Origin of the sequence: Bacillus sp. JJ1764 (genome assembly GCF_036962145.1) — a bacterium.
Classification (GTDB): Bacteria; Bacillota; Bacilli; order Bacillales; family Cytobacillaceae; genus Neobacillus.
The window spans coordinates 1-14,591 of sequence record NZ_JBALNY010000144.1; the positions used below are offsets into that span (position 1 = coordinate 1).

15 protein-coding genes are annotated in these 14,591 nt (G+C 40.1%); 2 read left to right on the forward strand and 13 right to left on the reverse strand.

Features of this window, described 5'->3' with window-relative positions; translation table 11 throughout:
• Positions 1-131: 131 nt before the first annotated feature.
• The 3 genes from V7083_RS18655 to V7083_RS18665 all read right to left on the reverse strand — a co-directional run bounded on the left by V7083_RS18655 (position 132) and on the right by V7083_RS18665 (position 3,040).
• The gene (locus V7083_RS18655; RefSeq protein ID WP_335480724.1) at positions 132-971 is read right to left on the reverse strand and encodes a DegV family protein; all 840 of its coding nucleotides are present in this window, start codon (positions 969-971) and stop codon (positions 132-134) included.
• 195 nt (positions 972-1,166) lie between these two features.
• On the reverse strand, positions 1,167-1,850 hold the full coding sequence (locus V7083_RS18660; RefSeq protein ID WP_335480726.1) for a response regulator transcription factor: 684 nt from the start codon (positions 1,848-1,850) through the stop codon (positions 1,167-1,169).
• A 47-nt stretch (positions 1,851-1,897) separates the two neighbouring features.
• Positions 1,898-3,040 carry a sensor histidine kinase gene (locus tag V7083_RS18665; protein ID WP_335480728.1) on the reverse strand — a complete coding sequence of 381 codons (1,143 nt, stop codon included), beginning with the start codon at positions 3,038-3,040 and terminating at the stop codon, positions 1,898-1,900.
• Positions 3,041-3,316: 276 nt separating this feature from the next.
• Between V7083_RS18665 and V7083_RS18670 the strand changes: the two genes are divergently transcribed.
• A complete protein-coding gene (locus V7083_RS18670; RefSeq protein ID WP_335480730.1) occupies positions 3,317-3,964 on the forward strand; it encodes a YigZ family protein in 648 nt (215 codons plus the stop codon).
• 84 nt (positions 3,965-4,048) lie between these two features.
• Here V7083_RS18670 and V7083_RS18675 read toward each other — a convergent pair whose 3' ends face one another.
• From V7083_RS18675 to V7083_RS18720, 10 genes are all read right to left on the reverse strand, one after another.
• Positions 4,049-5,113, reverse strand: coding sequence for a glycosyltransferase family 4 protein (locus tag V7083_RS18675; RefSeq protein ID WP_335480732.1), 1,065 nt, complete (start codon positions 5,111-5,113; stop codon positions 4,049-4,051).
• A gap of 122 nt (positions 5,114-5,235) precedes the next feature.
• On the reverse strand, positions 5,236-6,300 hold the full coding sequence (locus V7083_RS18680) for a glycosyltransferase family 4 protein (RefSeq protein WP_335480734.1): 1,065 nt from the start codon (positions 6,298-6,300) through the stop codon (positions 5,236-5,238).
• Between the two features lie 406 nt (positions 6,301-6,706).
• Positions 6,707-7,558 (reverse strand): dTDP-4-dehydrorhamnose reductase, encoded by an 852-nt coding sequence (gene rfbD / locus V7083_RS18685; RefSeq protein WP_335480736.1) that lies wholly within the window; start codon positions 7,556-7,558, stop codon positions 6,707-6,709.
• On the reverse strand, positions 7,558-8,580 hold the full coding sequence (gene rfbB, locus V7083_RS18690) for a dTDP-glucose 4,6-dehydratase (RefSeq protein ID WP_335480738.1): 1,023 nt from the start codon (positions 8,578-8,580) through the stop codon (positions 7,558-7,560). The genes rfbD and rfbB overlap by 1 nt, the downstream gene beginning before the upstream one ends.
• A gap of 12 nt (positions 8,581-8,592) precedes the next feature.
• Positions 8,593-9,153, reverse strand: coding sequence for a dTDP-4-dehydrorhamnose 3,5-epimerase (rfbC, locus tag V7083_RS18695; RefSeq protein ID WP_335480740.1), 561 nt, complete (start codon positions 9,151-9,153; stop codon positions 8,593-8,595).
• A 19-nt stretch (positions 9,154-9,172) separates the two neighbouring features.
• Positions 9,173-10,048, reverse strand: a complete 876-nt coding sequence (rfbA, locus tag V7083_RS18700; RefSeq protein WP_335480742.1) for a glucose-1-phosphate thymidylyltransferase RfbA — start codon at positions 10,046-10,048, stop codon at positions 9,173-9,175.
• Positions 10,049-10,165: 117 nt separating this feature from the next.
• A complete protein-coding gene (locus tag V7083_RS18705) occupies positions 10,166-10,876 on the reverse strand; it encodes a glycosyltransferase family 2 protein (RefSeq protein ID WP_335480744.1) in 711 nt (236 codons plus the stop codon).
• Positions 10,877-10,889: 13 nt separating this feature from the next.
• Positions 10,890-11,726 (reverse strand): glycosyltransferase, encoded by an 837-nt coding sequence (locus tag V7083_RS18710; protein ID WP_335480746.1) that lies wholly within the window; start codon positions 11,724-11,726, stop codon positions 10,890-10,892.
• The gene (locus tag V7083_RS18715; RefSeq protein ID WP_335480748.1) at positions 11,723-13,060 is read right to left on the reverse strand and encodes an O-antigen ligase family protein; all 1,338 of its coding nucleotides are present in this window, start codon (positions 13,058-13,060) and stop codon (positions 11,723-11,725) included. The genes V7083_RS18710 and V7083_RS18715 overlap by 4 nt, the downstream gene beginning before the upstream one ends.
• 118 nt (positions 13,061-13,178) lie before the next feature.
• A complete protein-coding gene (locus V7083_RS18720) occupies positions 13,179-13,964 on the reverse strand; it encodes a glycosyltransferase family 2 protein (RefSeq protein WP_335480750.1) in 786 nt (261 codons plus the stop codon).
• A gap of 265 nt (positions 13,965-14,229) precedes the next feature.
• Here V7083_RS18720 and V7083_RS18725 point away from each other — a divergent pair.
• The coding region (locus tag V7083_RS18725) for an LCP family glycopolymer transferase (RefSeq protein ID WP_335480752.1) at positions 14,230-14,591 on the forward strand (362 nt) is incomplete at its 3' end.

The window sequence follows — 14,591 nt, forward strand, 5'->3', positions numbered from 1 at the left end:
TTTTCTCAACTTTTCCGCGAGTTTTTACCCTTTTCCCGCGGGTTTCCTCAATATTTCCGCCAACTCCCCTAACAACGCCATATCCCCCCAAAAAAAAACACCCCAAGAATCGGGGTGTACTGTAATACAATCTATTTCCTCATCCAGCCCATGCCCATGGAGCCTTCTCCGAGGTGGGTGCCGATGACGGCGCCGAAGTAGCCGATGGAGAACTCAACGTTAGGGTATAAGGCTTCGAGCTCGGTTCGCCATTCGTTAGCTTCGTCCTCCCGGTTGGCGTGGATAATGACGGCCCGGTAATCTTCGCCGCTGGCGGCGTCTTCGCCTAGCAAATCGGCCACTCGTTTTAGGGCCTTTTTGCGGGTGCGGATTTTCTCAAAAGGGATGATAACTTTGTCTTCAAAGTGCAGCAGTGGTTTGACCTGCAGCAGGCTACCGATCAGGGCTGCAGCGCTGGAAAGCCGTCCGCCGCGTTGTAGGTGGCTTAAGTCATCCACCATGAAATAGGCTCGGGCGGTTTGTTTTAATTCTTTCAGGCGGGCGATGATGGCGTCGGGATGCTCGCCTCGCTCGGCCCATTCTGCAGCTTCGAGGGCGTAGAAACCTTGAACCATACAGCTAACTTCCGAGTCGAACGCAAACACTTCCATTCCTTCCACCATTGTTCCAGCCGTAATCGCACCTTGATACGTTCCGCTTATGCCGCTGGAAAGATGCACACAGACGACGGCATCGTAATCCTTTGCAAGTTTTTCAAAGAGCTCTACAAATTGGCCGATCGGTGGTTGTGATGTGGTTGGGAGCTCTTTCGTTTTGACTTCCTCATAGAACTGTTTCCAGTTAAGATCGACTTCTTCTTGGTATGCCTCGTTCCCGAAAATGACGTTTAACGGGATCATATGTATATTCCATTTTTCTAGTAATTCTTTTGGTATGTATGCAGTACTATCCGTGACAACTGCCGTTTTCATGTGCAATACCATCCTTGTCCCTTTATTAGCAAATAAGAAACACTCTTATGTCGCAATATATTCTAACCTGCCTTGGTTGGTCAGGTTGTTATTTAACAATATGCATAATGTCTATTTTATATGAAACAGAATAAATTTGCATTATTTTTAGGACAGAAAAAAGACACGCTGATCATGGCGTGCCTTCCTTCATTTTTATCTCACTTCTACCCAGCCATTTTTGATGGCAACGACAACGGCTTGGGTGCGGTCGTTTACGTTCATCTTTTGCAATATGTTAGAAACGTGATTTTTGACGGTTTTTTCACTGATAAACAAAGCCTCACCGATACCGCGGTTGCTTTTTCCATCGGCCAGCATTTGCAGGACCTCGCATTCACGGCGGGTTAGTAAATGCAACGGACGGCGAATTTCCATCATTGGCGTGTAAGATCCGCCACGGGCAACACCTGCCGCAAGTTTGCGATATTCATTTACTAGGTTATGGGTAACCTTTGGATGGAGGTATGAACCACCTTCGGCCACAACACGAACGGCTTCAATCAGTGCGTCTGCATCCATCTCTTTCAATAAATATCCGCTTGCACCGGTTTGCAAGGCATGGGTAACATAATTTTCATCGTCATGGATGGATAGGATAATGACCTTTGTATCAGGATACCCCTCAATTAATTTTCGAGTCGCTTCGATACCGTTCATTTGCGGCATGTTAATGTCCATGATGACCACATCGGGACGATCTTCTTCCACGATGGTCAAGGCCTCACTGCCATCATCCCCTTCGGCCACAACCTTAAATGTTGGTTCGAACTCTAGTATTCTTTTAACACCTTCTCTAAAAAGCTGGTGATCGTCAATAATGGCAATTTTTGTTGTCATCCTATACGCCCCCTAAATCCTCTTCATTTTACATACTTGGGAAAATTTCAAACATTTAACGGGACACGAATCAAAATCTCGGTTCCCTTGCCAATTTTTGAATCCACTTTCAATTCTCCATCCAGCAGGTCCACTCGCTCTCTCATTCCGATTAAACCAAACGAATCCGGCTTCTTCTGGCTGGGGTCAAACCCGATGCCATTATCCTTTATTAAAACTGTAACAGTTGAAGTTGTCATTTCAAGCTGCACCCTAATTTGGCAGGCATTCGCATGCTTAAGGGCATTTTGCACCGATTCCTGTATTAGACGGAACAGAGCTACCTCGTATTTCGGAGGTAAGCGGGTTTCCATACCATTATTGGTAAATTCAATGCATGAGTGATTATGATATTCTTCGATTGTGCGTAAATATTTCCTGAGAGTCGGTACGAGTCCTAGGTCATCAAGCGCCATTGGACGCAGGTCGTAAATAATTCTGCGGACCTCATATAATGCGGAACGTACCATTTTTTTAAAGCTTTGGATTTCAGAAAATGCCTCGTCTTCACTTTTTTCGCGAAAAACTCGTTCAATTAAATCTGACCGAACAATGACATTTGCTAGCATTTGTGCGGGACCATCGTGTATTTCTCTGGATAAGCGTTTGCGTTCTTCTTCTTGTGCCTCAATAATTTTCAAGCCAAAATCTTGCTTAGCTTTCGCATTTTCAAAGGCCTCACCAAGTTGTTTTAAATCGCTTTGCAAATAATTCATCACGACAGATATTTGAGAAATCAACTGATCTGCTCGATCAATTGTATCATTTAGGCCAAGCAGTCTGCGTTCCAATTCGTCCCTTTTTTCCAACAGTTGCTTTTTGTATTGCCAGTTAATAGACAGGTCCATTTGCAGCTGATGAGCCTTTTCATATGCTTCTCGGACCATTGCCTCAGAATAGTTTTTAAAGTTTTGGCTTACGGTCGACAGTTTTTTCCTAGCTTGGTTTACTTGCAACTCAAGCTGATCGCTCTCTTCAGTAAGCTTAAGCATCATTTCTTTTATACTAGTTAATTCATTCGTAATGCTTTCAAACTCTTCACGGCATTGCTCACTAATTTGGAAAATGTCACCTTTACTGCACGTAACCGTTGCAATCATTTCCTCACGAATGGCATCAATAGATTTTAGATTCATTTGAGTCATTTTCATTTGCATTCCTCCGGGGATGGATTTCCCTTTAGGCTTTGTAAATACTTTACCATCTTTTGTAAGTTTCCGCTAAATTTACGCTCATACTAATTGACTATGCCTTATTTAACGAGATAATAGTAGAATAATAATAGGATTCTACTTCTTTGCACCTAGTATTTTCCCTATTAAACTAGACTTATTATATCATTCGAAGGTTACAGGCATATTAAAGGTATATTACAGCAAATTTCTTAAATTTTTATTAAGCTCTAAAGAAATTGAAAGGAGAACTCTATGCTAGCACGATACTTAACAGTAAAACAAGCCGGGGAACATGAGATCAACATCCAAAGATCCCGATTTATTGCTCACATAAAACGAACCGAAACAGAAACCGAGGCCCAAGATTTTATCCAGATGATTAAAAAACAACATTGGGATGCGACCCATAATTGCTCAGCCTACTTAATCGGTGAACATGACCAGATTCAAAAAGCGAATGATGACGGTGAACCAAGTGGTACTGCTGGTGTACCCATTCTGGAGGTATTAAAAAAACGTCATCTAAAGGATACCACTGTTGTTGTAACCCGTTATTTTGGCGGAATAAAGCTGGGGGCCGGCGGGTTAATCAGGGCTTATGGGAAAGCCACTTCAGAGGGACTAGAAGCAGTCGGCATCGTGGAACGACGGCTCGTTCAGGTCATGCGTGTCAAAATGGATTACACCTGGCTTGGAAAAATTGAGAAAGAATTGCGTGCCTCAACAGAGTATAAACTGAAAGAAATTCACTATTTGGATATCGTTGAAGTGGAAGTCTATGTAGATGAAAACAAAACAAAAGACTTTACAGATTGGATGATTGAATGTACGAACGGACAATGTAGCCTTGAAAAAGGAGAAACAGTTTATCTGGAAGAGGATTTTGTAAGGTCCCCTTAAAGGTAAATTATAGTAGGACTTGCGAAGGAAAACAATTGGGAAAATTTTTTAAAAAAGGGCACCATTTAAATTTGGGGCCCTCTTTTATGTTCGATTTTTGGCGGTTCCCGTTTTCAGGATGTTGAAAATACGGAGTAATGGCCGATAGTTCCGACCCACTAGACCGATTTTTTCAGCGATAATTTCAATAATTAGAACCACTACGGCCATCAGGAACAGTGCACCACCAAAGCGGGCTTGGGAAAAAATAACCGCAACCAAGCCAAAAAATGCGGCCATGGCATAAATCAGCAAAACGGTTTGCCTGTGAGTATAGCCCATCCGAAGCATACAATGATGCAAGTGAGATTTATCCGGAGCTGACAAAGGCTTTTTGTTGATGATCCGCCGGAGAATGGCAAAAAAGGTGTCGGAAATCGGTACCCCGAGAATGATGACCGGGATAATAAAAGAAATGAAGGTAATATTTTTAAAACCAAGTAAGGATAGCACTGAAATGATGTAGCCTAGAAAGAGTGCCCCCGTATCCCCCATAAAAATGCTTGCCGGATGGAAATTGTAAAATAGGAAACCTAGAATACTCACTAATACAATTAAGCCTACAGCCACCACATAGAGGTTTCCTTGGAGAAAAGCAATTCCCGAGATGGTAATTAAGGCAATTGACGACACTCCTGCAGCCAAACCGTCAAGCCCGTCAATGAGATTAATGGCATTGGTAATTCCGACAATCCAGAGGATCGTAATGGGAACACTTAATAGCCCAAATTGAAACTGCCCGCCAAATGGAAGGTTGATGAACACGACATTAAGTCCTCCAATAAATACCACAACACAAGCTGCGATCAATTGCCCTAGGAGTTTATACTTTGCCGGCAGCTCGAACATATCGTCTAAAACCCCGGTTATTACAATAATGAAACTTCCAAGTAGAATCGCAAAAGCGGCTGGATTTTCAGGTTTTAAGAAGATTATTCCGATTATAAAACTAAGAAAAATCGCCAATCCTCCCAGACGGGGCATGATGGTTTGGTGGACTTTGCGTTGATTTGGTCGATCGGTTGCTCCGATCATAAGGGCGAATTTTTTTACGATAGGAGTTATAAATACTGAAATGACAAAACATACTACCAAGGTGAGAAACAGCATAAAAAATCCTCCTTCATTTTAGTTTGTCCATTTGGAGGAAATCGAAAACACGAAAATGGATGGTAAAAAATCGGAAGGGTACTAGAACAAAAAAAAGCCTAAAACCCAAAGGGTTCTAGACTTTATCGGTTACGTAGATTAATCGGTTTAAAGCCTTTTATAAATTTCAACAGAGGCTTATAATCTTCACGAACGAGCCCGATCTTTTCAACGAATAATTCAATGATAATCAGTAGGACTAAGATGACCATAACGGATCCCCAGACAGTTGCTTGTGAGAAGATAAACGCAACCAGACCGAAAATAGCAGCCATGGCATAAATCAATAGAACAGTTTGGCGATGTGAAAATCCTGCTTTTAATAAGCAATGGTGTAGATGTGATTTATCCGGTGCAGATAGAGGCTGCTTGTTCACTAGACGACGGATAATCGCAAAGAATGTATCTGAGATTGGTACGCCCAGAATGATGACTGGGATTACCAAGGAGATAAACGTTACATTTTTATATCCCAGCAATGACAGCACGGAAATGATATATCCTAAGAACAACGCACCCGTGTCTCCCATAAAAATCTTAGCAGGATGGAAGTTGTAAAATAAGAAACCGATAGTCGCAGCAGTGACAATGAATGCCATAATCGTAACATAACTGTTCCCCATAACAATGGACATTCCACCAATTGTTAACAAAGCAATGGAGGAAACGCCCCCTGCAAGGCCATCCAAACCATCAATTAAATTGATAGCATTCGTAATACCAATAATCCAGATCATAGTCAATGGAACGCTGAAGTAACCAAAATCGATGGTTCCACCAAATGGCAATTTAATAAATTCAATGTTCAAGCCGCCATAAATGACAACAATTGCTGCCGCCGCAACCTGACCTGCCAATTTGACCTTTGGTGAGATCTCCTTCACATCATCCAACATCCCTGTCAAGATGATGATAAAAGCGCCCAGCATAATCGGAAGATGAAATTCGCCAGCTGGCTTAAAGATCAGTACACCAATCAAAAAGCTTAAATAGATGGCCAAACCACCTAATCTTGGCATAATTTTTGAATGAACTTTTCGTTTATTTGGTTTATCAGTTGCTCCAATTTTAAAAGCAAACATTTTTACTAACGGGGTAAGGAGTATTGCCGCAAAAAAACAGATTACTAGAGTCAAATAAAATAACATACAGCGCCTCCGTGATTATATATCCAAATTCGACACAATTTCCAAAAATTAGATAAAACATTTATTTAAACATTATCCTAAAGGATTATAGCACACCCAGTTAAAGAAATAAACACCTCTTTTCAAGACCACTATTTCTTAAAAAAATAGACTAATAACTTACATGAAAGAAGGTTTCCATCTTATTTAGCGACCTCGTACCATTTAGGGCATACCAATATGTATAGACGTCAAAAAACGCGGAAAGTTTCAAGAACCTGCAAAAATTTCACCAAGTCCTCAATATTTTTATCTTCCCATAAAAGAGTGAAAAAGCGGTGAAAAAAAACCACAGTCATAGACTGTGGTAGACCCTTTTCAGGTTATTCATTCCCATTCTCTTTTAGAACCAACCTTAAAGGAGATTTTATTTTTTTTCATTCGTTTCAATGAGATAAGCATCCAAAGCAGCCTTCCAATCCTGAAGCGGTGTGAAACCCTGCTCCTCCAGCATCTTCTTGCTTAGAACTGAATATTTTGGTCTTGCGGCAGGGCGTGGGAACTGCTCCGTTGTTAACGGATTTACCTTCACCTCTACTCCAGCTTGCTTGAAAATTTCCACAGCAAATTCGTACCATGAACAAACTCCATTGTTTGTAGCATGATAAACACCATATCGATCTGTTTCCACTAATTCTACCATGAACCTGGCCAAATCAACGGTATAGGTTGGGGAACCGACCTGATCATGGACGACACCAACTTCACCCCGTTCTTTTCCAAGACGCAGCATGGTTTTGACAAAGTTCTGCCCATATGCACCAAAGACCCATGCTGTACGGACAATGAAAAATTGCTCTAAGTGCTTTTGCAGCAGCTGTTCACCAGCCAATTTCGTTCTACCGTATGCCCCAATCGGATCTGTTGGATGATCCGTTTCATAAGGTTCAGTAGCATTCCCGTTAAACACATAGTCAGTGCTGATATAAAGCAGTTTGGCCCCTGTTTGTTTCGCAGCTTTTGCCAAATATTCTGTTCCCAGCGCATTGATTTGATACGCCACTTCTTCATTTTCTTCCGCTGCATCCACATTGGTATAAGCAGCACAATGAAGAATCGCATCAGGCTTCACTTCGTTCATATAGGCCAAAACATCTGCCTCAACCGTAATATCTAATTCTGAACGATCAATTCCAACCGCCTGATGACCCTTTTTCTCCAATTCCTTAACAACATCCTGACCTAATTGACCAGCAGCACCTGTAACAATAACCTTCATTACTCTGCTCCCAATCTTTCGCCATATTGAGATTTAAAGTAGTCCTGATAGTCGCCAGAAATGATGTTTTCCCACCATTCTTTATTGTTTAAATACCAGTTGATTGTTTGTTCAATACCAGTATCAAATGTATATTTAGGTGACCAGCCAAGCTCTGTACGAAGCTTAGTTGCATCGATTGCATAGCGGCGGTCATGGCCTGGACGATCAGTTACATATTTGATTAAAGATTCTGGTTTGCCTAAGGCTTTTAGAATCGTTTTAACGATATCAATATTGGTGCGTTCGTTATTACCGCCAACATTGTATACTTCACCAACACGGCCTTTATGCAGTACAAGGTCAATCGCTTGGCAATGGTCCTCTACATGAAGCCAGTCGCGGATATTTAATCCATCACCGTATACTGGAAGCTCTTTGTCATTCAACGCATTAATAATCATTAATGGGATCAACTTCTCAGGGAAGTGATATGGTCCATAGTTGTTGGAACAACGAGTAATATTCGTTGGTAATCCAAAGGTTTCGTGATAAGCACGAACAAGCAAGTCTGCCCCTGCTTTACTTGCACTGTAAGGGCTATTTGCGGCAAGTGGAGTTTCTTCACTAAAGTAGCCAGTTTCACCAAGTGTACCGTACACTTCGTCTGTTGAAACCTGCAAGTATTTTTTCACGCCAAAGCTTTTAGCCGCATCTAGCAAAGCCAATGTACCTTGAATATTGGTTTGTACGAAGATGCCAGGGTCGGTAATACTGCGGTCCACATGGGATTCAGCCGCAAAGTTCAAGACATAATCAAATTTTTCTTCTTGGAAAAGCCCTTGAACAAACTCGCGGTCTGCGATATCTCCGCGCACGAATTTATAGTTTGGTTTATGTTCAATGTCCTTTAAGTTCTCCAGATTTCCTGCATAGGTTAATAAATCTAAGTTAACAATTTGGTATTCAGGGTATTTATTTACCATATAGCGGACAAAATTGCTGCCGATAAAGCCGGCACCGCCTGTCACTAATAGTTTCATTTTGTAAGCCTCCTATTTTTCAAAAACAAAATTAAGATGGGTTGCATCCTTTAATCTAGGATGTTTTGTATCTTTTTCAGACAGGATTGGATTGGAAGTTGGCCAATCAATGCCTAAATCCGGATCGTTCCACAGGATTCCCCCGTCATGTTCTGGAGAATAATACTCGTCCACTTTATAGGCTACTGTGGTGTCAGGCACCAATGTGCAGAAGCCATGCGCAAAACCTTTTGGCACTAATAACTGGCGTTTATTTTCCGAACTAAGGATAACGCCAACCCATTGTCCATATGTTGGAGAGCCTTTACGGATATCTACTGCGACATCATAAATCGCTCCAGTGATACAACGGACAACTTTGGTTTGTGCCTTCGGATTCAACTGAAAATGTAGACCCCTTAAGGTGCCGGTTGGCGCAGACAATGACTGGTTGTCCTGAACAAAGTCATAATGTAAACCAAGCTTTTCGAACAGTTCTTTATTATAGCTTTCCATAAAATAACCACGGTGGTCGCCAAACACTTTTGGTTCAAGGATTTTTACACCTGGTAATTTTGTTTCCATTATATTCATTTGTTGTTAACCTCGCTTATTATTTCGTTCCTTGACTGGCAATTTTGAGCAAGTATTGACCATATTGATTTTTCTTTAATGGCTCAGCCAATTCCAACAGCTTTTCTTTTGTAATATAACCCATTTTGTAAGCAATCTCTTCAAGGCAGGCAATTTTTAAGGATTGTCTTTTTTCAACCGTTTCAATAAACTGGGATGCCTCTAACAGGGATGCATGTGTACCCGTGTCAAGCCATGCATAGCCACGGCCCAGGAGTTCCACACTTAACTCGCCCATTTCAAGGTATGCTTTGTTAATATCTGTAATTTCAAGTTCACCACGTGCGGATGGCTTAATATTTTTCGCAATGTCAACAACGCGATTATCATAAAAATAAAGGCCTGTGACAGCGTAATTGGATTTGGGCATCTCTGGTTTTTCTTCAATAGAAACAGCCATTCCCTCTTGATCGAATTCAACCACGCCAAATCGTTCAGGATCATTCACGTAATATCCGAACACGGTTGCCCCTGTTTCTCGAGCAGCCGCATTACGTAATAAATTGGTTAATCCATGTCCGTAGAAGATATTGTCTCCGAGCACTAATGCTACATGATCGTCACCAATAAATTCATCGCCCAAAATGAATGCTTGGGCTAATCCGCCTGGATGCGGCTGGATTTTATATGTAAAATTCATCCCTAAATCGGATCCGTCTCCCAAAATTTGTTCAAAACGATGGGTATCTTCCGGAGTAGAAATGATTAAAATATCTTTGATTCCAGCTAACATTAATACGGAAAGCGGATAATAGATCATCGGTTTATCATAAACCGGTAAAAGCTGTTTAGATACGACCTTGGTCAGTGGGTAAAGTCTTGTACCACTACCTCCTGCGAGAATAATACCTTTCATAAATGACAACTCCTTCTTCTAATCTTCTACAAATATCGTCATATTGGCCCTTCCCCATTATAATGAAGGAGCCCAAAAAAAGACAAACATAATAAAAAATGTAACAAAAACGTAAAATCACTGAAATTTGTATCTCGTGATAGCGGAAAGTGTTTTAACTCTCCCTTTTAGCTGGGAGGATAAAGACCGTTTCTTCATTCCTGTCACATTTCCTCCGTGACGGACATATTTCATCAACGGTTGATCAATATACGTGATTTTTTGCTTCTTCATCATACAAACAAGGGCAATCCACTGATCATGCATTTCAATGGATGGAGGAAAAGGTAAGATGTCAGACACCAGTTCCTTTCTAATAGCCATCATGGCACCGGTAAAAGCATTTTTTATTATATTCCCAACAATTCCTTGATTTATGTTATTGGCATTGTAGTGGTTCCAAGATGGATCAATGACCTTGAGATGGCCATCCACCACGCTCGCATCGTGGACCACCAATGTCGTTCCGGGGTCCTCAAAGGCCCGGACAATTTCAGACACCTTTCGATCCTCCCAAACATCATCCTGATCGCATAGAAAAAGGATATCTCCCTTAGCCAAAGATATCGCTTTTTCAAAGCTTTTAATCGCTCCGACATTTCTCTCATTTACATAAACCTGAACCCTGTCGCCATATGTTTCTTTAATAAGCGGAATCGTTCTGTCCTTAGAACCATCATCGACAATGATGACTTCATCATTTGGGCTCAATTGTTTCAGCACCGAATCCAGCTGTCGAACAATGAATGGCTCTCCATTATATGTTGCCATACAAACAGATAACATCATGACTTAACTCCTTTTAAATTGAAAAAAACTTCCGTAAAGTGTACAAGGCAATTTGTTTATTTTTCACTAATAACAGTTGCTTGAGAAAGCGCTTCGCCAACTGTTTTTTATAGGCTGGGAATAAATCTTGTTTATAATTTTGGTAAAAGTTAATTTCTGAATTTAAAATACTTTGATACCGTTTGAGTGATACCCTGCTATAATCCAAAACCGATAATTCATGCTCTAGCGTTACAGGCAAAATCCAAACCTTCCTTTGCTGGGCATATACTTGATGAAATAGCCAATGATCCAGGTAATCCAATGGAAAAGATGAATTAAAACCCTTAATGGACTGCAAAAAATCCACCTTCAAGAGTGCACCGGAATTGATGGCCATAACTTCCTGCTCCTGAAGCCCTTCCTTAGGACGGTCTCCTTGCAATGGTCGTAATGACGTTGTATAAACCGGTGAAATCATGGTGTTTTCACTGATAATTTTCGGAACAACAGCTGCCACATTTTCAGGAAGATCCGGTAAGTTCAATACTTTTTCAAAATAGTCCGCTGTTAATTCGGTATCATGGTCTAAAAGCAGCAGCCATTTGCTGCCATTCGCAACAGCCTGTGCTAACGCATAATTGTAGGCTGTGGCAATTCCCAAATTCCGAGGATCATGCACGTAAGAAATGTGGTTCCCCTCATATCCTATGGGAGTAAAATCATGTTTGTCAGGACTATTATCATATAGAATAATATTAATATCCTTTAACGGTTCATGACTGGAAAACAAGGTTTGCTTTAATGAATGAAACGTTTTACAATTTTCAGGGTTTACATTATATAAAACCACTACCATTGTGATGTTCATTTATATTCCTCATTTACGCGCAGTTCCTTCCTGGTTTGTGAAGCAATCAGTACCACCAAGAAGAAACTAATTCCGATTGGATTGTTAATAAACGGATTAATATTTGTTAATAATAAAATGCCTAAAAACGTCGCTAATAGGGAGAGATCCAGAGTCGTTAATCTTTGGCCTTTTTTATAAGCGATATAATAATTATAGTAAATCATTAAAAATAAATATCCCCATATGGCAAGGCCAATCACTCCCTGCTCGACCAAGATATCTAAAAAGCTCATTTCAATCCCTGTGATTCTCCCGGCAATTTCTGTTCCATATCCAGTACCAAATACCAGATTCGTCGGCTTAACAAGGATGTCCTTGGAGGCAGTGATGAATTCCATCCGGGCATTTACACTCGTATCATTCACTTCACCCTTATTTTTAGCATTTTCTTCAGCCGACTGCTGAACATTTGTTACCTCAAAGCGTTCCAGTGTCATATATTTGTACAAGAAAGGTACGGCAATCATGACTACTAATGAAATGGCAAACTTCCTTACAAATTCTTTTGAATGTATCAACTGTTCAATCTTTTTGGCCAGACCCTTAATGGGGTCAACCAGAACTTTCGCATCAAGAACAATGATGGCAAGCACAATTAACATAAATGCAAGCAAGAATCCGCGGGTTTCAGACCAAAGCACGGAAATGGAACCTAAAATCACAAGGGTAATATTCAGCTTGCTTTTATTTTTATTTAACAAATCATTAAAAGCGAGGACCAACCCGATGAGCACAAAGAAATGGCTTTTGTAAAAAACACTATTGCTTGGTCTGAAAAATAAATCATCCTTCATGACCGAGTTTATCGCATCATAAAAGGTTCCGAAATTACTGGCAAACACGGTTTTTCCCAAAATCGAAACAGATATCGTAAAAATCGCCACCGCTACAGCACTATATTTCAATAGCACCATAATTCGCTGAATCGAGAAACGGTCTTTAGCAATATAGTAGGCGAGCGGGAAATAAACAACGAAGTAGGATACCCTTAGAAAATCAGTCACGATGGCCCCTAATGGATGTCCATGAAGATAGCCAATCAGACTACTTGCTACAAACCAAACCAATAATACATAAATACCAATGGTTACAGCATTAAAACGAATAAAGGTATTACTATTTTTATCAAAAATTGCCTTATCTTTAATGATGCGATAGACATAAGTCAGCAACAATAATAGAAATAAAACTTGCCGGATCGAGACGATGCCAAAATCAATCAGCCTTCCACCGCCGCCAACAAACAATTCTACAAAGAATACGGTTAATAATACTTTTTCAAACTTATTCATGAAAGAATACCTCTCCTACAACCTTCCACCCATCTTTTCCAATGATAGAATAGGGCTTTTATTTAGTATCAATATTGATGGACACTTTTATGAGACAATCTTTTAGCACTTCTCTTCTTTAAAACCAACGCCAACCCCATTTATTGAAATATTTGTACATGGATTGCATAAATATCCTAAATAATTTTCCACTTTTGTGAGCACCACGTTCATAAAAGTGCACCACTTGAGAAAACGGGGTAAACACAATTCGTTTATTTTGTTGTTTTAATTTTATACAAAGATCATAGTCCTCAAAGTACATGAAATAACGTTCATCAAATCCGCCAACTGCCTTGAAATCACTGCTGCGCAATAACATAAAACATCCAGAGCCAATCCGTATATCCACTTCGCGATCAGTCGGGATATCTCTAAGTTCATAAGTTGAAAGCCGTTTGTCAAACATGTTTTTTACAAATTGGAACGGTACAAAGCGTAAAAAATAATCGAATACTGAAACGCGATCACGCATTAAATGCTGCGGTGTCCCATCTGAATTTAGCACCCGGGGAACGACTAACCCAATCGATTCATCCCGATCAAGAATTTCGATCATTTGCAGCAGGTCTTCTTTTACTAAAATAATATCAGGGTTAAACACCAAGAAGTATTTTTCCGGGGCGGTCAGTAAATTATAATTGTGCCCGAACCCAAAACCTCTATTTTCATTGTGAAAGGTAATCTCGGCAAAATCCTGATATTCTTTTAAACGGTTTTTATAATCTTCATTTGAATTGTTATCAAATAGAACAAAGCGAAATTTGTCGTCTTTTCCAAATTCCTTCTTTAATTGGTCCAGTACATTAAAAATATGTTTGCTGTTATATGTCACAATACTAATTGCAACTTTTGCATTAGCCATTTTTCCACACTCTTTCATCACATTCTGGTTAAAGGTTCCTTGTTATTTTCTGCAAGGGGATTAGCCTACATTCAAAAATGTTGATGCAAAAAAACAAATGAATAGGGATAACAAAAGTCAATTATAGCACCATCGTGTCAAAATTTACACTTCTAACTGTCGATTTTTTTCTATTTTTAATTGCACTAATGGTTGCTGGATATTATAATTTAGGTTATGATTGTCAAATTTTAAGACTAAACCTGTAAAGAGGGGATTACTATACATGAATTCTACTAGAGAAAGTGTAAAAAGAAAGAGACGAAGACCCAAAAAATGGCTACGATTTACATTATTCATAGTTTTCATTCTATTAGTTGGCGGGGGCGTTTATTTCTATAATGTGTATTCAGATGTTGCCAAAGCCGTTGATAAAATGAATAAACCAATTTCCAGAGAAGTTTCCAAAAAACGTGAGACGAAAGTGGAAGTGGAGAAAAAGGATCCAATTTCCATTCTATTAGTCGGGGTTGATGAACGAGATGGAGATAGCGGCAGAACCGATTCCATGATCGTAGTTACCGTAAATCCTGAGAAAAAATCGACGGTTATGTTAAGTATCCCGCGTGATACCCGAACAAAATTGAT

What these genes read in the sequence shown, in the direction of transcription:
- V7083_RS18655 (WP_335480724.1), bottom strand. Translation starts at nt 971, where the DNA reads ATGAAAACGGCAGTTGTCACGGATAGTACTGCATACATACCAAAAGAA.
- V7083_RS18660 (WP_335480726.1), bottom strand. Translation starts at nt 1,850, where the DNA reads ATGACAACAAAAATTGCCATTATTGACGATCACCAGCTTTTTAGAGAA.
- V7083_RS18665 (WP_335480728.1), bottom strand. Translation starts at nt 3,040, where the DNA reads ATGAAAATGACTCAAATGAATCTAAAATCTATTGATGCCATTCGTGAG.
- V7083_RS18670 (WP_335480730.1), top strand. Translation starts at nt 3,317, where the DNA reads ATGCTAGCACGATACTTAACAGTAAAACAAGCCGGGGAACATGAGATC.
- V7083_RS18675 (WP_335480732.1), bottom strand. Translation starts at nt 5,113, where the DNA reads ATGCTGTTTCTCACCTTGGTAGTATGTTTTGTCATTTCAGTATTTATA.
- V7083_RS18680 (WP_335480734.1), bottom strand. Translation starts at nt 6,300, where the DNA reads ATGTTATTTTATTTGACTCTAGTAATCTGTTTTTTTGCGGCAATACTC.
- rfbD (WP_335480736.1), bottom strand. Translation starts at nt 7,558, where the DNA reads ATGAAGGTTATTGTTACAGGTGCTGCTGGTCAATTAGGTCAGGATGTT.
- rfbB (WP_335480738.1), bottom strand. Translation starts at nt 8,580, where the DNA reads ATGAAACTATTAGTGACAGGCGGTGCCGGCTTTATCGGCAGCAATTTT.
- rfbC (WP_335480740.1), bottom strand. Translation starts at nt 9,153, where the DNA reads ATGAATATAATGGAAACAAAATTACCAGGTGTAAAAATCCTTGAACCA.
- rfbA (WP_335480742.1), bottom strand. Translation starts at nt 10,048, where the DNA reads ATGAAAGGTATTATTCTCGCAGGAGGTAGTGGTACAAGACTTTACCCA.
- V7083_RS18705 (WP_335480744.1), bottom strand. Translation starts at nt 10,876, where the DNA reads ATGATGTTATCTGTTTGTATGGCAACATATAATGGAGAGCCATTCATT.
- V7083_RS18710 (WP_335480746.1), bottom strand. Translation starts at nt 11,726, where the DNA reads ATGAACATCACAATGGTAGTGGTTTTATATAATGTAAACCCTGAAAAT.
- V7083_RS18715 (WP_335480748.1), bottom strand. Translation starts at nt 13,060, where the DNA reads ATGAATAAGTTTGAAAAAGTATTATTAACCGTATTCTTTGTAGAATTG.
- V7083_RS18720 (WP_335480750.1), bottom strand. Translation starts at nt 13,964, where the DNA reads ATGGCTAATGCAAAAGTTGCAATTAGTATTGTGACATATAACAGCAAA.